The sequence below is a fragment of the Halomonas garicola genome, from assembly GCF_031935715.1.
GTDB lineage: Bacteria > Pseudomonadota > Gammaproteobacteria > Pseudomonadales > Halomonadaceae > Vreelandella > Vreelandella garicola.
Window position 1 is genome coordinate 1 of sequence record NZ_JASSZF010000042.1, and the last position, 20,055, is coordinate 20,055.

General features: G+C 59.4%; 16 protein-coding genes and 1 pseudogene. 9 read left to right on the forward strand and 8 right to left on the reverse strand.

Features of this window, described 5'->3' with window-relative positions; all coding sequences use genetic code 11:
* Window positions 1-144 (forward strand): annotated as a pseudogene (locus tag RS027_RS12320) (ISL3 family transposase); the annotation flags it as partial.
* A gap of 105 nt (window positions 145-249) precedes the next feature.
* Here the strand turns inward: RS027_RS12320 and RS027_RS12325 are convergent.
* From RS027_RS12325 to clrA, 6 genes are all read right to left on the reverse strand, one after another.
* The gene (locus RS027_RS12325) at window positions 250-2,151 is read right to left on the reverse strand and encodes a WD40/YVTN/BNR-like repeat-containing protein (RefSeq protein WP_311957382.1); all 1,902 of its coding nucleotides are present in this window, start codon (window positions 2,149-2,151) and stop codon (window positions 250-252) included.
* 28 nt (window positions 2,152-2,179) lie between these two features.
* Complete coding sequence (locus RS027_RS12330; RefSeq protein WP_311957384.1) at window positions 2,180-3,256, reverse strand: P-loop NTPase; 1,077 nt, start codon at window positions 3,254-3,256, stop codon at window positions 2,180-2,182.
* 13 nt (window positions 3,257-3,269) lie between these two features.
* Window positions 3,270-4,082 (reverse strand): ethylbenzene dehydrogenase-related protein, encoded by an 813-nt coding sequence (locus RS027_RS12335; protein ID WP_311957386.1) that lies wholly within the window; start codon window positions 4,080-4,082, stop codon window positions 3,270-3,272.
* Between the two features lie 68 nt (window positions 4,083-4,150).
* On the reverse strand, window positions 4,151-4,891 hold the full coding sequence (locus tag RS027_RS12340; protein ID WP_311957388.1) for a molecular chaperone TorD family protein: 741 nt from the start codon (window positions 4,889-4,891) through the stop codon (window positions 4,151-4,153).
* A gap of 12 nt (window positions 4,892-4,903) precedes the next feature.
* Complete coding sequence (gene clrB, locus RS027_RS12345) at window positions 4,904-5,884, reverse strand: chlorate reductase subunit beta (protein WP_311957390.1); 981 nt, start codon at window positions 5,882-5,884, stop codon at window positions 4,904-4,906.
* A gap of 12 nt (window positions 5,885-5,896) precedes the next feature.
* Window positions 5,897-8,668 carry a chlorate reductase subunit alpha gene (gene clrA / locus RS027_RS12350; RefSeq protein ID WP_311957391.1) on the reverse strand — a complete coding sequence of 924 codons (2,772 nt, stop codon included), beginning with the start codon at window positions 8,666-8,668 and terminating at the stop codon, window positions 5,897-5,899.
* 300 nt (window positions 8,669-8,968) lie between these two features.
* Between clrA and RS027_RS12355 the strand changes: the two genes are divergently transcribed.
* The 5 genes from RS027_RS12355 to RS027_RS12375 all read left to right on the forward strand — a co-directional run bounded on the left by RS027_RS12355 (window position 8,969) and on the right by RS027_RS12375 (window position 14,978).
* A complete protein-coding gene (locus tag RS027_RS12355) occupies window positions 8,969-9,328 on the forward strand; it encodes a c-type cytochrome (RefSeq protein WP_311957392.1) in 360 nt (119 codons plus the stop codon).
* A 595-nt stretch (window positions 9,329-9,923) separates the two neighbouring features.
* Entirely contained in the window at window positions 9,924-11,510 is a 1,587-nt protein-coding gene (locus RS027_RS12360; protein WP_311957393.1) for an ABC transporter substrate-binding protein, read from the forward strand.
* A gap of 2 nt (window positions 11,511-11,512) precedes the next feature.
* Window positions 11,513-12,469 carry an ABC transporter permease gene (locus tag RS027_RS12365; protein WP_311957394.1) on the forward strand — a complete coding sequence of 319 codons (957 nt, stop codon included), beginning with the start codon at window positions 11,513-11,515 and terminating at the stop codon, window positions 12,467-12,469.
* A gap of 32 nt (window positions 12,470-12,501) precedes the next feature.
* Window positions 12,502-13,362, forward strand: coding sequence for an ABC transporter permease (locus RS027_RS12370; protein WP_311957396.1), 861 nt, complete (start codon window positions 12,502-12,504; stop codon window positions 13,360-13,362).
* Window positions 13,359-14,978: an ABC transporter ATP-binding protein gene (locus RS027_RS12375; protein WP_311957399.1), complete on the forward strand. Its 1,620-nt coding sequence runs from the start codon at window positions 13,359-13,361 to the stop codon at window positions 14,976-14,978. The genes RS027_RS12370 and RS027_RS12375 overlap by 4 nt, the downstream gene beginning before the upstream one ends.
* Here the strand turns inward: RS027_RS12375 and RS027_RS12380 are convergent.
* A complete protein-coding gene (locus RS027_RS12380) occupies window positions 14,975-15,862 on the reverse strand; it encodes a LysR substrate-binding domain-containing protein (protein WP_311957401.1) in 888 nt (295 codons plus the stop codon). The two genes, RS027_RS12375 and RS027_RS12380, sit on opposite strands and share 4 nt — an antisense overlap.
* A 110-nt stretch (window positions 15,863-15,972) precedes the next feature.
* Between RS027_RS12380 and tmpA the strand changes: the two genes are divergently transcribed.
* From tmpA to RS027_RS12395, 3 genes are all read left to right on the forward strand, one after another.
* The gene (gene tmpA, locus RS027_RS12385; RefSeq protein WP_311957404.1) at window positions 15,973-17,124 is read left to right on the forward strand and encodes a 2-trimethylaminoethylphosphonate dioxygenase; all 1,152 of its coding nucleotides are present in this window, start codon (window positions 15,973-15,975) and stop codon (window positions 17,122-17,124) included.
* A gap of 5 nt (window positions 17,125-17,129) precedes the next feature.
* Window positions 17,130-17,711, forward strand: coding sequence for an HD domain-containing protein (locus RS027_RS12390; protein WP_311957406.1), 582 nt, complete (start codon window positions 17,130-17,132; stop codon window positions 17,709-17,711).
* 92 nt (window positions 17,712-17,803) lie between these two features.
* Entirely contained in the window at window positions 17,804-18,652 is an 849-nt protein-coding gene (locus tag RS027_RS12395; RefSeq protein ID WP_311957408.1) for an EamA family transporter, read from the forward strand.
* A 192-nt stretch (window positions 18,653-18,844) separates the two neighbouring features.
* On the opposite strand, the gene paaX is transcribed toward RS027_RS12395, so the two are convergent.
* Complete coding sequence (gene paaX / locus RS027_RS12400; protein WP_311957411.1) at window positions 18,845-19,768, reverse strand: phenylacetic acid degradation operon negative regulatory protein PaaX; 924 nt, start codon at window positions 19,766-19,768, stop codon at window positions 18,845-18,847.
* Between the last annotated feature and the right edge of the window lie 287 nt (window positions 19,769-20,055).

The following is a 20,055-nucleotide window of genomic DNA, read 5'->3' on the forward strand; positions in this document are numbered from 1 at the left end:
GCACGACTGGAAGGGATGAACAGTCTGTTTCAGGCCGCCCGCTCACGTGCTCGCGGGTACCGCAACGAAAGCACCTTCATCACCATGATCTACCTGATTGGCAGCCCGGTCGGGAGCATGCTGGATCAGGCCCAATCCACATGAAACGTCGAAGAGCCCGTTTATCTATGCGGTTTATCTATGCTGTTTATCTATGCCGTATTACCTACGCCGCATTACCTATGCCGTAAAAAGCGGCGCGTCGGGCGGTTAGCGCCGGCGCAGAATGGTGCCCTGGTCACCTACGGCGTAGGCGGTGCCGCCCCGGGTGGCGATGACCGAGCGCAGGCCGAGCTCGGTGCCGGTGGGTTCGCTTTGCCACTGGCCGCCTTCCAGGCGCAGGGCGCAGCCGTGGGTGCCCACGGCGTAGACGCCGGCGGCGGCGGAGCCTGAGATCGACAGCAGGTCGTCGCGCACGCGGATGGGCAGCAGGTTCCAGCGCTGGCCGTTGAAGTGGGCCAGGGTGCCGGAGAGCCCCACGGTGTAGATGTTGTCCAGGGCGTCGCCCCAGACGCCGTAGAGGAAGTTTTCGGTGCCGGCGGCAAAGTCGGTCCAGTCGCGGCCGTTGTAGCGCAGCACCAGGCCGAAGTCGCCCACGGCGAGCAGGTGTTCGTCGTCCATGCCCCAGAGATGGTAAAGCGCCGAGGCGGTGCCGCTGGGCAGCCGCTTCCAGCCCAGGCCGTCGAAGTGCAGCACCAGGCCTTCGTCGCCCACGGCGTAGATCGAGTCCGGGCGGGTGCCCCACATCGAGAGGATGGTGATGTCCAGGTGCAGGTCGAAGTGCAGCTGCCATTCGCGGCCGTCGAAGCGGAAAATGCGCCCGAGCTGGCCGGCGGCGTAGAGCCCGCCACGGCCTGCGTCCCACACGCAGTGCAGGTTGAGGTCGGTGGGCGCGGGGAGCTGCTCCCACTGCGCATCCTCGCCGGCCAGGCGCAGCACCGTGCCCGCTTCGCCGCAGGCGTAGCACACGCCCTGGGGCGTTTCCCAGAGGTTCCACAGCTGGCGGTCGGTGGGCGAGTCCATGGCCTCCCAGCGGCGCTTCTGGGCGGTGGCGCTCACCGCCGGGGCAAGGGCGTCGATGAAGTCCGGCGCGGCGGTCATGATGGTGCCGAAGTCGCCGACGACCAGCGCCTCGCCGGTGGAGAGCGGCACGATATCCATGAGGTCGTGCTGGCAGTTGCTCTCCAGCTGGTACAGCCGCGGCTTGCGGGTAGCGGAGCGAGCCTTGGAGAGATAGTCGCGCAGATAGAACAGATAGCCACGGTCGCCGACGATCAGCACGCCGTCCTTGTACGGGCGTAGCGAACGCAGGCGGGGCATGGGGGTGTCGACGTCGATGGCCTCGAAGCGGCCGTTGGCGTAGCTCACCAGCTCGCCGCGAAAGCCGCCCTGATCGACGAAGTAGCGTCCGCCGCCGAGCAGCAGGGTATCGTCATCGACGACCAGCAGGGCCTGAAAGCCCGAGCTCAGCGGGCAGTCCAGCGCTTCCCAGTCGCCGTCGGGGTGCCGACGGATGACGGTGCCTTCGCCGCCGGCGGCGTAGACGCTGCCGCTCGGCGTGCAGGCGACGGCGCGCAGGTTGATGTAGGTGGGGCTTTTTTCCCGCTGCCAGGCGTGGCCGTCGTAGTGCAGGATCATGCCGTCGTCGCCTACCGCCCAGGCGTGGCCGGAGGCGTTGCCGTCGATGGCAAAAAGCGGCGTGTTTTCCGCGCAGGCGGTAAAGCTCTGGCTATCGTCGTCGATGACGCCGCCGTGCTGCTGCGTCCAGCGGGAGCCGTCGAAGTGCAGGATGCAGCCCATCCAGCCGACGGCGAAGAGGTTGTCCCGGGATGGCCCCCAGATGCCGTGCAGCGGCAGGTTGCCGGGGGTTTCCATGGGCTTCCACAGCCGGCTGTGCGCGTCGGCGTGGCCGTCAAAGTGCAGCACCATGGCTTCGTCGCCGACCACGAACACTTCGCCATCGCCGGCCCAGCCGGACCACAGCACGTCGCCGTCGCCGGCGCCGACTTCGGGCGCGCGGTGCCAGGCCGCGCGCTGGGGAGCGTTGGGGTTGGCGCCGTCGAGCAGCTGGCGAAAGAAGCGGCGGCGATCCGGGTTGGCTGTCTGGGTCATGAAAGCGTCCTGGCAAAAAGCAAAGGGGTTACTGCCGCAGCAGGTCGGCGAGCTGGCCACGCAGTTCGTCCTGCTGGTCCTGGGGCAGAGCAGCAAGGGCCGCGTCGAAATCGCTGCCGGCGCCGTCCTCCAGGGTGTTAAGCGAGGCCACGGCGGCATCGGCGAACATCGCCCGGGCGTGTTCGACGCAGGCGTCGATCACCGGAGCAAACGCTTTGGCCTCGGGGCCTTCCGGGGCGTCGATGACGATCGGCCGGCCGCTGTCGGAGCCGCTGGCGAGCGCCGGCGACAGCGGAATCTGCGCCAGCGACTCGATCTCGTGCTCGGCCAGCGCCTCGGCCAGGTGGGCCCGGGGGAAGAGGTGGAACTCGCCGCTGCAGTGCGGGCAGGTGATGCCGGACATGTTCTCTACCGCGCCGAGCAGGGGCATGCTGCGATCCTGGCAGAAGCGTACCGCCTTGAGGCTGTCCATCAGCGCGACTTCCTGGGGCGTGGTGGCGAGCAGGGCGGCGACGTCTTGGCCTTCGAGCATGTCGGAAAGGGTAATCAGCTCGTTGCCGGTGCCCGGGGGCATGTCGACGACGAGAAAGTCCAGCGGCCCCCAGTCGAAGGAGCCGATCAGGTGGTGCATGAAGTCGTGCTTGTAGGCATCGCGCCAGACGATGGGGGTGTCGTCGGTTTCCATCATGAACGCCAGCGAGCCGACCTTGACCGGATGCTCGATGCCCTCGGCGTGAAACGCCTGGGTGGAAAGTCCTTCCTTGTCCAGGCGGATGCGTTCGCCGGCAAAGCCGAAAAAGCGGCTCTGGTTGGGGCCGTGGATGTCGGCATCGGCGACGCCAACGCGGTAGCCCCGGGCGGCGAGCCCGGCGGCGACGTTGGCCGAGACGGTGCTCTTGCCCACGCCGCCCTTGTTGGCCATGACCAGCAGGATCTGGCCGACCTGGCTCAGCCGCGACTCGATCAGGCGCTTTTCGTGCTGGGGCTTGTCGAGGCTGCAGGTGCTCTCGTGGGGGCAAAACTGGCAGGAATGGCCGCGGCCGCAGTCGGCCGGCGCCAGCGCCAGGGGGTCACGCTCATCGGGCGAGAAATGGGAAACCGACATCGTCGTTACCTCTTTAACCTTCTGTTGATATCTCGGCGTCGTCGCCAACACCGGTATCCAGCATGATCCAGGTGTGGGTCACGCGCTTGTTGCCGTCGCGCTCGTTATCGCTGCCCTGCCACAGGGCGAAGCCCATGGGCACGGTGTCGCGATCAAAGTCGACGCTGTGCTCGTCGTCTTTTGCGTCGAGGGGGCGCGACATTACCACATGCCACTCGCTGTGGGCGCTGTTCTCATCGGTGATATAGGCGCTGGCCCCTTCCACGTTCTGCTTGGGCAGGGTGGTGGTGCTGCCGTAGCCGCCGGCGGCGAGGTTGTCGATCTGCTCTTCGTGGTCGGCGCGCCAGTACCAGATGTTGACGGGGTTATCCGGCCCGGAGCCCATCATGTAGGAGGTATCGGTGCCGTTGATGGCGTACTGTACCGCCACGCCGTCGCGGAAGTCGTCCACGGTGGTGCGATCGTTCTGGGTCGCGTCCTTCCAGCGCAGGCGGAGATAAAAGCGCTCGTCGGTGCGGGCGACCTGGAAATACAGCTGCTTGCCGGCCTCGATTTCGTCGGCGAAGCGCAGCTTGACCGACTGGTGCACCGGCGGGGCGGGCAGCAGGGCGGTGCGATAGGTGGGCAGGCGGTCCCAGATCAGGTCGTCAGGGTCGTCCTGGGTGCGCAGGTAGATATTGCCCGGCACCGTTGCCACCTTGACGGTGTCGCCGGGTTTGACTTCGGTGATGTTGGGGTCGCGCTCGTCGTGGTCCGCCAGGGCCTCGGTGGCGGCAACGGTCAATGCCAGCGCGGCCGTGCCCAATAACAAGTGACGCAGTTTCATGGCATGTTCCTCAACGGTGTAGGGGTGCCGGGCGGAAGCCGCCCGGGACGTGGGCTGAGCGGCGGCACTCAGTCCCACATGGCCTGGTTGGCAGCGCCTGCCGCCGCCTTGCTGCCCGGGCGCGGGCAGGGGCCTGCCTGGGCCTCGAGCGCGGCGCGCTGGCGGTTGGCCCAGTCGGGCAGAGCCTTGACCAGGTGGGCCAGGGTGGCATCCAGCCCGTGGTCGGCGGCGTCGGCGTAGGCGGCCTTGACCGCATGCAGCAGCGGGGCCAGGTGGCGGGCGATAAAGTCGCGCCGGGCGCGGCGATAGGGCGAGACGTCGCCGCCGTCGGCCTGGGCCCGGGCCTCTAGATGGCAGAGCAGCGTGCAGAATTCGAGCATGGTGACCAGGTGGTCGGGCTCGTCGGCGTGCCCCTCGTCGCCCTGGGCGGCCTGGAGGTCGAAGTGACGATAAAAGGCCTGGACGTTGAGCATGTAGCTGCCGGGGGTCTCCCCGGCGAGCAGCGCTTCGTAGGCGTTGGCGACCAGCGGCACCCGGGGCTTGCCGCGGCGGCCGTGGATAAAGGTCGCCATGTAGCCGACTTCCAGCGCGTCAAGGTTGGCGCTTGCGGGGAGCGTCGGCCAGGTGTCCCCGGTGAGCGTTTGCCAGGCCGGGGCCAGGGCGGCGTGCAGGCGGCCGTCTTCCAGCGCCTGCTGGGTTTCGGCCAGCGGGTAGCTCAGCAGTACCGCGGCGAGGCGGTAAAGCGACGCCTCGGCGGCCAGGTGCGCGGCCTCGGATGAGGCCGCGGGAGCGACGGTTGATTCGGTCATGGCGCCTCTCCCTCAGCTCAGCTTGAACATTTCGGCGTGCTTGAAGCCGATCAGGGTATCCATCAGTTCGCTTTCCTTGCCGTCGGCCTTGGCTTGACGCTCTTCTGCCAGGGTATCCAGCACTTCGCCTACCCGGGGGCCGAACAGGGTTTCCAGGTAGTCGAGCGGGATGCGCGACTCGTCCAGCTCCTCGCCGTCGGGGCCGATCTTGGGCGGCGAGGTCGGCGGCACGTAGAAGACGTTGGGCTGGGTGCCCCATTCGGCGTGCAGCGGCAGCGCGACCTTGTGCTTGTCCACCAGCATGTGGATGGGGCCGTCCTCGTCGTCGCGGTAGCCGATCCAGCGGATCCGGCCGACGCACTGCTGGGCGCAGGCGGTGGGCAGACCCTTCTCGATGCGCGGATAGCAGAAGATGCACTTTTCCGACTTGGAGATCTGCTCGTTGAAGTAGATCTTCTTGTAGGGGCAGGCGTTGACGCAGTAGCGATAGCCCCGGCAGCGCTCCTGGTCGACCAGCACGATACCGTCTTCCTGACGCTTGTAGATGGCGTTGCGCGAACAGGCCGCCAGGCAGGCCGGGTTGGCGCAGTGGTTGCACAGCCTGGGCAGGTAGAAGTAGTAGCTGTTGGGGTAGTCGCCTTCGCCCTCGTCTTCGTCCCAGTTCGCCCCCCAGGTGGGTTTGACGTTGGGCCGCAGCCAGGGGTCGGTGCCGGTCATCAGCGCCTCGGAGTAGTTGTACTCCCAGGGGATGCCGTAGTCTTCCTGGCTGGGCTGGCGGCCCAGGCGCAGAGCGCCGTCTTCGTCAAAGCCGCCGCCCATGTTCTGGTAGTCGCGGGGGTAGCCAAGCCCGGGCTGGGTTTCCACGTTGTTCCAGTACATGGCCTCGCGGCCGTTGCGGTTGGTCCACATCAGCTTGCAGGCGGCGGTACAGGTCTGGCAGCCGATGCATTTGTTCAAATCCAGCACCATGCTGAGTTGGCGTTTGACAGCCATGGGTATCTCCTCTTAAACGGCGTGCGGCTCGGCGATGTCTTCGGCTTTGGCCAGCTCAATGTCGTAGCAGCTTTCGTGGATATGCTGGTTGGCGTTCCACATGGCGTAGATGAACTTCAGGTGCCCCCAGCCGCCGACCAGTTCCAGCGGCTGCAGAAAGACGGCGTTGGACATGTTCATGTTCTTGCGCCGGATGTACTGATGCGGCTCCCAGCCGTGCTCCATCATGATCGAGTCCACGGGGATGCTGGGGTAGAACTTGGCCTGGGCGAAGAATTCGCCGACGCCGTTGAACATCCGCACGCGGTCGCCGTCCTTGATGCCGCGCTCATCGGCGAGCTGCGGGTTGATGTAGATGTTGGGCTCGCCGCGCTGCAGACGCAGCAGGTATTTGTTGCTGCGCCAGTTGGAGTGAATGCCCCAGCGCGCGTGGGGCGAGTAGAAGTGCAGCGGATAGTTCGACGCTTCCGGGCCGGCGTAAAGGCGCGCGGTGGGCACGGTGGACTTAAGCTGCTCGAAGCGCGGGTGGTCGCAGTAGAAGGTAATCCGCCCAGTCAGGGTGTCGTAGGGCTTCTTGCCGTCGGTCTGCGCGGTGAAGGGGTTGTACGGCTCGTCGGGCTTGAGCGGCTGATTGCTGCCGGCGTGCTCGTTCATCACGATAAAGCCCCGCTCGGCGGCTTCTTCCAGGCTCACGCCGCCGAATTCCGGCGAATCCTCGACGATGTGCTTGAGCACGTCGTGATCGGTATTGAGCGTGCCCTGCCGGGTAAAGTCGTCGTGAATGGTGTGCAGGTCCCGGGTGACGTCGCCGTCCTCGATGGGGCCGATGTCCCGAGCAAGGGCACGCTCCTGAATTTTCTTGGTCAAAAGCGCCATGATGTCCCAGTCCGGCTTGGACTCGCCTACCGGCGGCACCGACTGAGTAAAGATGTTGGCAAAGCGGTGGTAGCCCTGGGTGCGGATATCCCAGGCTTCGTAGTGGCTGGCCGCGGGCAGGATGTAGTCGGCCCACTCGGCGGTGGAGTCCATGCGCACGTTGATGTTGACGTAAAGCTCGCTTGCCTGGCGCAGGTGCTCTTCGCGGTAGGTTTCCGACATCTTGTTGCGGCGGAAAGTGTTGTCGGCGATGGAAATCATGCCCTTGATTTCGCCGTAGTAGGGCATCCATTCCTTGTCGATGGACTCCTGCATCATGTCTTCCATCTCGTCGAGATCGAAGCCCACGCGCTCCTTGAGCTTGGCGTTGTCAAAGTGCTGGCGCGCGCCTTCCATCATGCCGCCGCGCAGAAACTCGCCCAGACCACCGGGTTCCAGGCGGGCGGATTTCTTGCCTTCAAAGCCGGCAAGCTCGGTCCAGCGCGGGTGGTGCCAGGAGACCCAGGAGGTATCCAGCCCGCCGGTGCGGCCGCCGTGGCCGGTCAGCGCCAGCGTCAACGCGTAGCCCCAACAGGTGTAGAGGCAGTTGGAGTAGCTGGAGGTAATGTAGCCCAGCATGATGATGGCCTTGTTGGCCGCGGCGATGTGGCGGGCTTCCTGGCGCACCATGCCCGGGTGAATGTTGGTGGTGGCCTGGGTCTCTTCCGGGGTGTACTTGGCAGCCTCGCGCTTGACCTGCTCGAACACCGGGGTCACGGCAATGCCTTCGAACTCGAATTCGCCCTCGATGGCCGGGTCCACGTCGCCAAGCTTCAGGGTCTTGTCGTCGTCGCCCATGGAGCCCTTGGCCTTGACGCCCTGGCCGCTGTTCAGGTCCCAGTGGTAGAACACCTCATCAGAGCCGCCGTCGACCAGGTCGGCCTCGCGCAAGAGTTTGCCGTTGTCCACGCGCACCAGCATCGGCAGGTCGGTCTGCTCCTTCATGAAGGCCGGCTTGAAGAGCTTTTCTTCGATGATGACGTTGACCAGCGACATCGCCAGGAAGGGGTCGGTGCCCTGCTTGATGGGCATCCACAGGTCGGTATGAATCGAGCTGGGGTTGTAGTCCGGGGCGGTACTGGTGATGCGCGCGCCGTTATATTTGGCCTCCCAGATGTAGTGGGCATCGGGGATGCGGGTGGCGTTGGGGTTGATCATGCCAAGCATGATGTAGTCGGCGTCAAACCAGGCGTCCGAGGTGAAGCTTTCCAGCGGGTTGCCGTAGGCCAGATGCGCGCCGGTCAAAAGGTCGCCGACCACGGTAAAGCCGTCGAGCTGGATACCGCCGACCAGGGCGGCAAAGCGCGCGGGGCCGGACTGGCGGACCATGGTCTGGTTGCCCGAGCCCTGGTGGGTCTTGAGCTTGCCCGGGCCGTACTTTTCGAAGATATCGATGACTTTATCGGCGACTTCTTCGGTGGCCTGATCCCAGGAAATGCGCTGCCACTTGCCCTCGCCGCGTTCGCCGGCGCGCTTGAGCGGATAGCGCAGGCGGTCGGCCTCGTACATGGAGGTGGAGTGGATGGCGCCTTTCTGGCAGCCCCGGGGGTTGGCGTCGGGCACGTTGGGATTGACCTGGGGGTACTTGGCGATCTGCTCCTCGCGGATGACGATGCCGTCCTTCACGTAGACGTTCCACGCGCAGTTGCCCATGCAGTTGATGCAGTGGGCGGCGTGGCCCACGTGGTCCCAGGTCCACTCGTTGCGGTACAGATCTTCCCAGCTGCGGTAGGGATATTCGCTTGCCAGGGTGTCGCCGATCGGCTCCAGGCGGTTGAGCGCCCAGACGTTGCCGCTGAACATGGCGCCGGTGCCGGTCAGTCCCAGGCCTTTCAGGAAGTCACGACGCTTTACCTTCCACATCCCCATGGTTTTCTCCTCGTCTGCTGCTACCGCCAGGGTGCCGGGCTGTCGCCTGATGCCGGCGCTCATCTGACCGGGTGGTCACGCTTGGGTAACAAAATCGTTAATGCGCTTGTTAAGTTGGCCGCAGAATACCACCGCCGCTACCATGCTTGAATAGCGCGACCGGCTTTTCGCGGCGATGGTTGACGTGAGTCAAGCGCTGGAGACCGGCGCCATCATTGCGGCTTGCTGACCGGGCAAAGTCGCTGTTTAATAGCGGGCAAGAGTGGCCTGACCGCCATTGGACTCAGTAGGGAGAGCAATATGAGAATCATGCAGCACGCAGCGCTGACCGCTGCCGTCATGTTGAGCACCGCCGCGCTTTCGGGCGTCGCCGTGGCGGACGGCGACCCGGAGGCAGGAGAAGGCAAGGTCGCCGCCTGTGCGGCCTGCCACGGCCAGACCGGCATGGCATCTGCCGATACCTACCCGAACCTGGCCGGCCAGTCGGCCACCTATCTGAAAAGTGCGCTGACGGCCTACCGTGAAGGCAACCGCGAGGGCGGCATGTCAGCGGTAATGGAGCCCCAGGCAGCGAGCCTGTCGGATGAGGATATCGCCGATATCGCGGCGTACTACAGCGAGCAAACGCCGGACTGCGCAAGCGCCGACGACGAGAGCTGACGAAGCGCCGCTGGCGCGTCATCACAGGCGGCGTATGGCCGCCCTGTCTGTGTGCTGGTCCGCGGTCGGAAGGTCCGCGGATCGGCGTTTTTCGATGCTATTCGATGAAAAAGCTTCGTTTTGACGGAAGTTAAGGCACCTCTATGCCAGGCTTCCCGGCCAAACTGGCGTTACCTCATTTTCTGCCTCCCCTCAGTCAGTATACTTGGTTCAGTACATTTATATCAGTGCATTTAGAAGAGCATTGACGCTGATTTCCTACCTTCACCCTCTTACCCACTTTACTGCAGTCATTCTATAAACTCGTAAAACTGACCCTCATTTAAATAATGCAATGGGGTCAATATATCTATGTCTGGTAGTTTATTGAACTCTCTTTTTTTGTGTGATATCAATTTATCTCTATCGCTTCCAGGAGTTAAAATAATTGAATGTTCGGCAGACGTTCTTTATAGTGCCTTCCTTTGCAAGGGGTAATATGCCCTTTCTTGACATCTTGTTTTCCGTATGAAATATTTCGTTTTTTTATAGATGTCGACACAAGAAGAGTTTCTTGTGTTTGTTAATTCATGCTGTCTTAAAGAAGGTTAAGTGAATGAAAGAAGTGAAACGTTCAGCAGTCAGAACAGGAGTTACTCGGCGCTCTTTTTTGGGCATGGGGGGCGCGCTAGGCGTCGCCGCTACCTCGGCAGGCTCTTTTGTTCTTCCCGCCTTCGCTAGTGAGTCATCTACGCCGGCCCGCGGAGGACACTTCCGCTTGGGACTTTCGCGCGGCTCTACTAGCGATACTCTGAATCCGGCGCATTTCGCTGATGTCTTCATGCAGAGCCTCGGCTTTGCCATTCATAATTATCTTACCGAAATAGATGAAGATGGTCAGCTTAAGGGCGAGCTGGCTGAAAGTTGGGAGCCCAGTAATGATGCGAAACAGTGGGTTTTCCAACTGCGGAAAGGAGTCACTTTCCATGACGGAAGTGATTTAACGGCTGAAGACGTTGTCGCATCTTTTAATCATCATCGCGGCAATGACTCTACTTCGGCCGCCAAGGGCATGGTTGATCCGATCGAGAGTATTACTACCGATGGCGATCATAAAGTTGTGTTTACCCTAAATAAGGGGAATGCTGACTTTGCCTATATCACCTCTGATTATCACCTGGCCATTCTTCCTTCGTGTGATGGAAAGATCGACCCTCGCTCTGGTATTGGCTGCGGCGGCTTTCAGCTACAAAGTTTTGAGCCCGGCGTCGAGGCCGTAGTCAAGCGAAATCCCGATTACTGGAAGTCCGATCGAGCCTGGTTTGACAGCGTCAGCTTTCTGTCCATTACCGATGAAGCTGCGCGAACCAACGCTCTGCGCACCGGCCAGATTGATGCCATGGACAGGGTCGATTTGAAAACCGTCAATCTGCTGGAAATGGATCCTCAGGTTCAGGTGAATACGGTAGAAAGCGATCAGATCTACTACTTCCCCATGAACGTGCAGGCGGAACCGTTTGATGACAACAACGTGCGCCTGGCCCTCAAGCACGCTGTTAACCGGGAGGATATGGTCGAGCGGGTGCTCAAGGGCTATGGCCGAGTCGCCAACGATCAGCCGATCGGCGGATCCTACCGTTACTTTGCCGATTTGCCCCAGCGCCAATATGACCCCGACAAGGCGCGCCACTATTTGAAGAAGGCCGGCCACGATTCGCTGAATCTTGACCTTAGTACGTCGGATGCGGTCTTTACCGGTGCGGTCGACGCCGCCGTGCTCTACAAGGAGCATGCGGCTGAAGCCGGTATCAATATCAATGTCATCCGCGAGCCGGCAGACGGCTACTGGGAAAACGTCTGGATGAAACGCCCCTGGTGCATGTCTTATTCAAGCCCGAGGGGAACGGCAGACTGGTTCTTCTCCCAGTATTTTGCCGGCGATGCCAGCTGGAATGACAGCAACTGGAACAACGACCGCTTCAACCACTTGCTGAACGAGGCGCGTTCGGAGCTTGACGAAGAGCGCCGAGCCCAGATGTACGCCGAAATGCAGTCGTTGGTGCACGAGCAGGGGGGCAGGGTATCTCCGATGTTTTCCAGCTATGTCAGTGCCGCCAGTCAAAAGGTCGGGCACGGCCGCATCGGCACCAACCGCGACATGGACGGTAATCGGATCGCGGAACGCTGGTGGTTCAAGGGCTAATCATGAATAAGTTGTTGCTGACAGTAGCCAAACGAGTGGGGCTTGGTCTAATCACCCTGTGGATCATATCGCTGCTGATCTTTTTAGCAGTAGAAATGCTGCCGGGAGATATCGCGACGGAAATACTCGGGCAGATGGCGACACCCGAAACCGTGGCGTCTATCCGCGACAAGCTCGGCCTAGGGCAGCCGCTTCCTATTCGCTATTGGGATTGGATGCTGGGCATTTTTCATGGTGATTTCGGGCAGTCCCTTGCGACGGACCGTGACGTGATGGGGATGTTGGACTCCCGGCTGATCAATACGCTTTATCTCGCCGGCTTTGCCGCAGCGGTCTCTGTTCCGCTGGCACTGGCGCTCGGCATTATCGCGGCGCTTTATCGTAACTCGGTAGTTGATCGTGCCGTTTCGATGTTCACCCTGTCTGCCATCTCCATGCCGGAGTTCTTTATCGCCTACGTGCTGATCCTGTTTGTGTCGGTTCAGCTTGGCTGGGTGCCCAGCATGTCCAAGGTGGAAGTGGGCATGCCCTTTCTAGAGCGGCTGCACATGACGTTGCTGCCCGCGCTGGCGCTGACCTTTGTCACCTGTGCCCACATGATGCGCATGACGCGAGCCGCCCTGATCAACCTGCTCTCGAGCTCTTATATAGAAATGGCCAGGCTCAAGGGCCTTAGCTCCTGGCAGGTGATTGTCCATCATGCCCTGCCGAACGCCTGGGCGCCCATCGTCAACGTCATTGCCATGAACCTTGCCTACCTTATTACCGGCGTCGTGGTGGTTGAGATAGTGTTTGTGTACCCGGGGCTCGGGCAGCTGATGGTCGACTCGGTTTCCAAGCGCGACTTGCCGGTAGTGCAGGCGGCGAGCCTGATTTTTGCGGCTACCTATATTCTTTTCAACCTCGTTGCTGACGTGATTGCCATTGTCAGTAACCCCAAGCTATTACATCCAAAATGACACCTACTGAGTATTTTCAAACCGGGGAGCCCGTGGCTGCGTCATCGTTGCAGCGGCCGTCTCTGGGATTCAGGCTGTACCATTCTCTTGTAGAAGCGCCATTGTCGGGTCAGATCGGCCTGATCATCATTCTGTTTTATCTCTTTGTGATTGTTTTGGCGCCCTGGCTTGCGCCCTATGGTGAATCTACCGTCGTGGGCGGGGCTTTTGAGCCCTGGGGCGGATCCCATCTTCTGGGTACCGACAGCCTTGGGCGAGATATTTTCAGCCGCTTGATTTACGGCGCTCGCAATACCGTGGGCATGACGTTTCTTATCACCGTTCTGACGTTTGTCCTGGGGTCGTCGGTGGGCATCATTGCGGCGGTTCTCGGTGGCTGGATTGATCAGGTTGTATCGCGCGTTGTCGATATCCTGATGGCCATTCCGCTGCTGATATTTGCGCTGTTGCTGCTGATGATCTTTGGTAGCTCCATCACGGCAATGATACTGATCGTCTCCTTTCTGGAATCAACGCGCGTTTTCCGGCTTGCCCGGGCGGTCAGCATGAACGTGGTGGTTATGGATTATGTAGAAGCCGCTCGGCTGCGCGGAGAAGGGCTGTTCTGGATTGTCCGCCGAGAAGTGCTGCCCAATATATTAGCGCCGCTTTTCGCCGAGTTCGGGCTGCGTTTCTGCTTTATCTTTCTGCTGGTCAGCTCGCTGAGCTTCCTCGGGCTTGGTCTGCAGCCGCCGACCGCCGACTGGGGTGCTATGGTGCGTGAAAACGCCATGCTGATCACCTTTGGCAAATTCACGCCGCTGTTACCCGCTGCCGCCATCGCAGTGCTGACGATTTCCGTCAATTTGGTAGTGGACTGGTTTTTGAATAAGGCAAGCGGGCTTTCAAAATGAAGCAAAGCGATAGCAAGGTAGCGAATAAAGACATTTTGCAAATCCGTAATCTGGTAATTGAAACGGATAGCCAAAAGAAACCCAAGCAGCTGGTCAAAGGCGTTAGCCTTGATTTGCAGCCTGGTGAGGTACTGGGAGTTATCGGTGAATCCGGGGCGGGTAAATCAACCATCGGCCTGGCGAGCCTTGGCTACGCTCGCGACGGCTGTGTGATTGCCGGTGGCGAGGTCATCTTTAACGGCACCGATATTCTCCGGCTTTCTGAACGCGAAAAGCGCACTTATCGGGGTCGCCATATTGCCTACGTTGCCCAGAGTGCGGCGGCGGCTTTTAATCCGGCCCACAAGCTGATCGATCAGTATGTGGAAGCGGCCGTGTATCACGGCGTTTGCAGCGCGGCAGAGGCCCGCGCCGAGGCGGTTGAGCTCTACCGGGAAATGGGGCTTCCGGAGCCCGAAACGTTTGGGCAGCGTTATCCGCACCAGGTATCCGGAGGGCAGCTGCAGCGGGCCATGGTGGCAACCGCGATGGCTTGCCGGCCGGATATTCTGGTGTTCGATGAGCCCACCACGGCGCTTGACGTCACGACGCAAATTGAAGTGTTGGCGGCTATCAGGACGACTATCCGTCTGCATAATACGGCCGCTCTGTACATTACTCATGATCTGGCCGTTGTGGCCCAGCTGGCCAACCGCATTATGGTATTGCGCAACGGAGAGCTGGTAGAAGAGGGCGATACCCGGACCCTGCTGGAAGCGCCGACCGAGGAATACACCCGCCAGCTGGTGAGCGTGCGTCACCTGCATAAGGAAGCGTCGCCGGCCGGTACCCCCGTCATGACGTTGAGCGGACTTTCGGCCGAATATAAACGCGGAGTGCCAGTACTAAAAGATGTCTCTGTTCAGGTAGACCTGGGCAGAACGGTCGCCATTGTCGGGGAGTCCGGGTCTGGAAAAAGCACGCTGGCACGAGTGGTTACCGGCTTGCTGCCGCCTATTGAGGGGAGCGTAAAGCTGTACGAAGCGTCGCTGTCACCCCAGCTCAAACATCGGGACAAGGACACCCTGCGCCGGCTACAGATGATTTATCAGCTACCGGATACCGCGCTCAACCCACGCCAGAAAGTCGAGGAAATCATCGGTCGCCCGCTGCAATTTTATCTGGGCCTTCAGGGCGCGGATCAACAGCAGCGGGTCAAAGAGCTATTGGCCATGACGTATCTGGATGACTCTTTCATGGACAGCTACCCATGGCAGCTGTCCGGCGGGCAGAAACAAAGAGTGTGTATTGCCCGGGCGTTAGCCGCTAATCCGGATATTATTATCTGCGACGAAGTGACCTCGGCGCTGGATCAGATCGTTGGCGAGCAAATTCTGGCTTTGCTAATGGAGCTACAGCGGGATTTGAACATGTCTTATCTGTTCATCACTCACGATCTGGCAACGGTGGATGCCATCGCCGACGAGGTCGTCGTTATGCAGCACGGCCGCGTGGTTGAGCAGGGCGCAAAGCACGAGGTGTTCACGCCACCGCACGTCGACTATACCCAGCGGTTGCTCAACTCCGTGCCGGATATGGACCCCGCCTGGCTGGATCGTGTCCTGGCCGCTGACTAATGTGATGCCCTGGCTTTGGTGATTAGCCAGGCGCGTATCTTGTCGATCGCTTGTGTAGACGGCTTTTGCGTATCGCGGAGCAGCCAGTGCCCGCTCTCGGTTCGAAGCTCAATGTCAGAAAGGCGGACGAGCTCGCCTGCCTGAAGCGTCGCTAGGATCAGCGACAAGGGGGCGAGCAGCAGGCCGCCGCCGGCCTTCGCCGCTTCCAGCGCGAGGATAAAGCTGTCAAACCTCAGCACCGGACTGGATAGCGGAGGAAAGCCGGCGTAGGCACACCAGTCAGACCAGCCCGCCCTTGCGCCGGCAAGGGCGATGACCGGGAGACTACGCCAGTCGTCCGTACTTTTTGCCAACGCCGGTGCGCATACCGGAACGAGTACATCCTCAAGCAGTAGCGTTGCCTCCGTGCCGGGCCAGGGCCCGTTACCGTAGCGGATTTCAAGGTCGGCATCTTCGACGGTGTAATCAACCGGCCGCTGAATACTAACGATGGACAGGTTGATTCTGTCATCCAGCCGGCGCAGTTCGGGTAGCAAAGGCGCAATCCACGCAGCCACAAAAGATACCGGGCTGGAAAGCGAGACGGACTGCGACTGATCGTGTGCAAATAAGTCCCGGGTGGAAGCGGCGATCGTCTGAAACGCCGAGCGGACGTGGGGCAGATAAGCAGCGCCGTCAAGCGTCAGCTCTACGCCTCGGGGTAGGCGCTGAAATAATTCGGTTGCCAGACGTAGTTCCAGATTGCGGATCTGCTGGCTAATGGTCGCCTGGGTTCGGTTTAACTCCGTCGATGCCAGGGTGAAGCTTTCCAGCCGAGCGGCCGCTTCAAAGGCCTGGAGCCAGTTAAGGGGAGGGATATGCTGATTAGCGTCAGGGGACGTCATTGTATCTCCCATAGATATTTTAGCGTCAAAGGGTAAGAAACGATTGTTTTTTTAATGCCTTAAAGACAAATATCATGACCTAGATCAATTGGCAAATGGAGTCAGCATCGATGTTGAGCGTGAGCAGTGTTCAATCCCTCGAGCGGGGTGAAGGCATTGAGGTGGTATGGGAAAACGAAAGTCGGGCCCGCTTTCATGCGGTTTGGCTGCGGGATCATGCCCCCGATAAGGACACCCTTGCGCCGGGAAACGGCCAAAGGCTTATCCGGGTCCAGGATATCCCTGCCGACGTGCGGGTTGAGACTGTGTCGCGTAAAGACAGAGGGAAAATCAGCGTGACTTTCGGCCCCGAAAACAAGACCACGGAATTTGATGCTGAGTGGCTGTTGGCCAACCGCTATGACCGGCCAGAGATGGCCAGCCGAGAACCGGGGTGGACGCGCAAGGAAGTCGTGCGCTGGGGGGCTGAGCTAGAGCCCGAGCTGCCCGTCGAAAGTTTTGAAAAAGCGCGGGAGCAGGGGGGTGAGCTCTACCGCTGGCTGCGGGATGTCGACCGGTACGGCGTGGCCAAGATGGTCGACATGCCGGTGGAAAGCGGGGCCATTTGTAAGGTGGTGGATCTGTTTGGGTTTGTTCGTGAAACAAACTATGGCCGTTTCTTTGAAGTCCGCACCGAGGTTAACCCGGTGAATCTGGCTTATACCGGGCTGGGCCTGCAGGTACACACGGATAATCCGTATCGTGATCCGGTACCGACGCTGCAGCTGCTTTCTTGCCTGGATAACTCCGTCGAGGGCGGGGACTCCGTGGTGGTTGACGCTTTCAAGGCAGTGGAGGTCCTGCGCGAAGAAGCGCCGCAAAAATTTGACCTGCTGGCCGGATATCCCGCCTGCTATACCTATGCGGGAACGTCAGAAGTCTATCTAGCCTCAAAGCGCCCGATGATCGAGCTGGGGCCTGATAATGAGCTGAAGGCGGTACGCTTCAATAACCGTTCCATCGGGCCATTAACCGAAATCCCCTTCGACAAGATGGCGGCCTATTACGACGCCTACCGGCATCTGGCGGAAATCGTCGAGCGCGCCGAGCTGCAGGTTGCCTTTAAGCTTAAGCCCGGCGAGCTGTTTATCGTCGATAATACGCGCGTGCTGCACGGACGAGTCGCCTACGAGAGCTCAGGCTCCCGCTGGTTTCAGGGCTGCTACGCGGATACGGACAGCTTGCGCTCAAGGCTTGCTACGTTGAATCAGGAACTAGGGTAAACGCCATGAGCTTCGAATCACTTAACGCAAACAATATCGTTGAATTCATTGCCGATATTTTTTCCCGGCGTGGTGGAGACTCCTACCTGGGAGAAGACGTTACCATGTCGGAACATATGCTCCAGAGTGCTCTGCTGGCGGAACGAGCCAAGGCACCGGACACTCTGGTTGCTGCGGCTTTGTTACATGATATTGGCCATTACACCAGCGAGTTTCCCGAAGAGTCTCTGGAGCAAGGCCAGGATAACTACCATGAAACGTCCGGCGCTCGTGTACTGCGAGAATTTTTCCCGGAGTCGGTTATTCAACCGATAGAGCTGCACGTGGCGGCAAAGCGCTATCTCTGCGCGGTCAATGATGACTATTTCGCGCGCCTTTCAGCGGCATCTGTCAATTCGCTCAACGTTCAGGGCGGTCCTATGAGTCAGGCGGAAATCGCAGCGTTTGAGAAAAATACTTACTATAAAGATGCGCTGCGGCTGCGCGTATGGGACGATGAGGGAAAAGATGCCGATATGGAAACGCCCTCATTTAGCCACTATATGCCCCTGTTGAAAGGCATTGTTCAGGAACATGCCAGCAAGTAAGCTTGGTAGATGCGCCTGAGCGCTATAACGCAATAAGTCAGAAACGCTATTGCATCTCAAGGGACGCAGTAGCGTTTTTTTTGGAGGTTTCGATGGAGCCAACGGTTGCTGGCTTGGTACTGATGGCTGCTGTTATGCACGCAGGCTGGAATACTCTCGTTAAAGTGGGGGGAGAGCCCGCTATTCGGTTAGCTATTACCAATGGTTTTTCAGCGCTGGTGGTGCTTCCGCTGATCTTTTTTCTGGAGCTGCCTGCTCCGGAAAGCTGGCCCTATCTGCTGGCTTCCTTAGGCGTGCATATTTTTTATTACTCTTTTCTTTCCATGAGCTACCGTGCTGCCGATCTGTCTCTGATTTATCCTATTGCGCGCGGTGCTGCACCGCCTTTTGTGGCCATTGGCGCCTTTTTATTGGCAGGGGAAACGCTATCTTTTTTGGGTATCGCCAGCATCGGTATTATTTCCATGGCGATCTGTCTGTTGGCACTGCACCCTTCCATCTTGCGTACCAGCGGAAAAGCCGTTGTTTATGCCTTTGTGACCGCCTTATCTATAGCAACCTATACGGTCATCGATGGCACAGGCGCCAGGCTTTCAGATAATGCGCTAAGCTATGTTTCATGGCTATTTTTGATAGACGGAGTTGGCTTTCTGGCCGTTATATTTATCCTTAAAAGAGGTGCGCTGAAAACACAGTTAGTGGCAAACTGGAAGCAGGGTATAATGAGCGGCGTGTTGCATGTCGGATCCTACGGTTTGGTGGTATGGGCCATGGTGATGACGCCGATGACCTATGTGTCGGCGCTTCGTGAAACGAGCGTTATCATTGCTGCCCTGATTGGTGCGAAATTTTTAAAAGAGCCGTTTGGGGCCCGCCGAATCGTGTCGGCATGCCTTATTGTGTTAGGGATTGTACTGCTCCAGAAAAGCGGACTGTCTTGATGGCAAGCGGAAAATTCAAAGCTATGGCTTTTCTGTGTTATTGAGCGTCATCCATAAAAGATTGAGTCAACTGATCGCTTCGCCTGCCGGGCCTTGTTCGGGTGCCTTATTTTTAACGGATAATACCGGTAAAATTGGCCCGCAGTGCTTGTGTTCCTAATACAAGATATTGAGGGTTATGCGCCAACAAGCCTAGTTGAGGCCGCCGAAACGGCGATAGAAACCCCTATTTGGGCTAGGCAGTGGGCCAGAAGCATTTTCTAAAATACTGCTTAAGTGCTCATCGGAGCGCTCATAGATTGCCCGGTAAAGATTACGACAAAGCTGTTTGGCGCTACGGCCTTCCCAGTCGCCCGGCAAGAGTTCATCTGGCAGCAGGGGGTCGCGAAGCAGTATTTTGCGATATTCGTGTATTAGAAGTAGACGTGCTGTGGTGCAGTCCTGAAGGCTGAGGTTATCGTAAGTGGTTAGCTCATGCCATAGCGGACGGAATTTTTCCAAAAAATGCTTGTAGCGCAAGCCCAGTTCATCCAAATTCCAACTCTCTTTGACCTGTCGGCGTAGCGCTTTTGGGCTCCGCTGTTCTAGCGGCTCGGTTTGCATCACGATAGTATCGTCCAGCGCTCCCCACTCTTGTAGTAGTGGCATCAGCTCGTGGCGGGTAAAGCGGGGGTGTTCCATTACACCTGTTGCCATACTACCAAAGCTCAGCCATTTCAGCTCTTCACGAACCTTAGCTCGGGTTTCCGATTCCAGCTGGTTTAGGAAAACCAGGCACCAGCTGCCACTCCAGTCGTCGGTGCTCAACGCGTAAACATGCTCAAAAGCTTGCTGAAAGCGCCGCAGGCCAGTACCTGTCACACTATAATAGCTGCACCGGCCAACTTTCTCCGTTTGTAACCAGTCCTGCTGGACTAGCCGGTAGACAGATGTGCGGACAAGACGCTCATTGATTCTCATAGGGTGAAGCAATTTCATCAGGCTGCCTAGCCAGATATTGCCCCCTCTTGGATGGATGATGTCTCCATACGCGGTGATAATCAGAGATCCTGCCCGCAGTGGGCGCTTCTCCTGGAAGTCCTGGACCAAGCTCTCAAGCTGTTGTTTTGCCGACATGGTGCTTTATACCTTATCCCATTGATATTTTGTGGTGTCCCACTTTACTGAATAATGCAGCAAAGGGTATCAGAAGAAAGGCACACCATATTATGATATTGCGCTTCGTCAACGTCTAAGCGGTATGAATTGGTCAGTGGGCTTAAAATACCACTGTTTTCGCTACCCCCAGTGTCAGGATGAGTGTCGTACCCTCTGATACCCTGTTCTTATAAACCGACCAGGGGGCGAAAGGAGACACTCATGCCTCGTTACTCCGAGGAGCGCCGGCAAGCCGTCGTGACTAA

Bases quoted from the DNA above. Each gene is read 5' to 3' on its own strand.
- clrA (WP_311957391.1), bottom strand. From the start codon at position 8,668: ATGGGGATGTGGAAGGTAAAGCGTCGTGACTTCCTGAAAGGCCTGGGA.
- RS027_RS12355 (WP_311957392.1), top strand. From the start codon at position 8,969: ATGAGAATCATGCAGCACGCAGCGCTGACCGCTGCCGTCATGTTGAGC.
- RS027_RS12330 (WP_311957384.1), bottom strand. From the start codon at position 3,256: ATGTCGGTTTCCCATTTCTCGCCCGATGAGCGTGACCCCCTGGCGCTG.
- RS027_RS12340 (WP_311957388.1), bottom strand. From the start codon at position 4,891: ATGACCGAATCAACCGTCGCTCCCGCGGCCTCATCCGAGGCCGCGCAC.
- RS027_RS12395 (WP_311957408.1), top strand. From the start codon at position 17,804: ATGGAGCCAACGGTTGCTGGCTTGGTACTGATGGCTGCTGTTATGCAC.
- RS027_RS12365 (WP_311957394.1), top strand. From the start codon at position 11,513: ATGAATAAGTTGTTGCTGACAGTAGCCAAACGAGTGGGGCTTGGTCTA.
- RS027_RS12335 (WP_311957386.1), bottom strand. From the start codon at position 4,082: ATGAAACTGCGTCACTTGTTATTGGGCACGGCCGCGCTGGCATTGACC.
- RS027_RS12360 (WP_311957393.1), top strand. From the start codon at position 9,924: ATGAAAGAAGTGAAACGTTCAGCAGTCAGAACAGGAGTTACTCGGCGC.
- paaX (WP_311957411.1), bottom strand. From the start codon at position 19,768: ATGTCGGCAAAACAACAGCTTGAGAGCTTGGTCCAGGACTTCCAGGAG.
- tmpA (WP_311957404.1), top strand. From the start codon at position 15,973: ATGTTGAGCGTGAGCAGTGTTCAATCCCTCGAGCGGGGTGAAGGCATT.
- RS027_RS12375 (WP_311957399.1), top strand. From the start codon at position 13,359: ATGAAGCAAAGCGATAGCAAGGTAGCGAATAAAGACATTTTGCAAATC.
- RS027_RS12390 (WP_311957406.1), top strand. From the start codon at position 17,130: ATGAGCTTCGAATCACTTAACGCAAACAATATCGTTGAATTCATTGCC.
- RS027_RS12325 (WP_311957382.1), bottom strand. From the start codon at position 2,151: ATGACCCAGACAGCCAACCCGGATCGCCGCCGCTTCTTTCGCCAGCTG.
- clrB (WP_311957390.1), bottom strand. From the start codon at position 5,884: ATGGCTGTCAAACGCCAACTCAGCATGGTGCTGGATTTGAACAAATGC.
- RS027_RS12380 (WP_311957401.1), bottom strand. From the start codon at position 15,862: ATGACGTCCCCTGACGCTAATCAGCATATCCCTCCCCTTAACTGGCTC.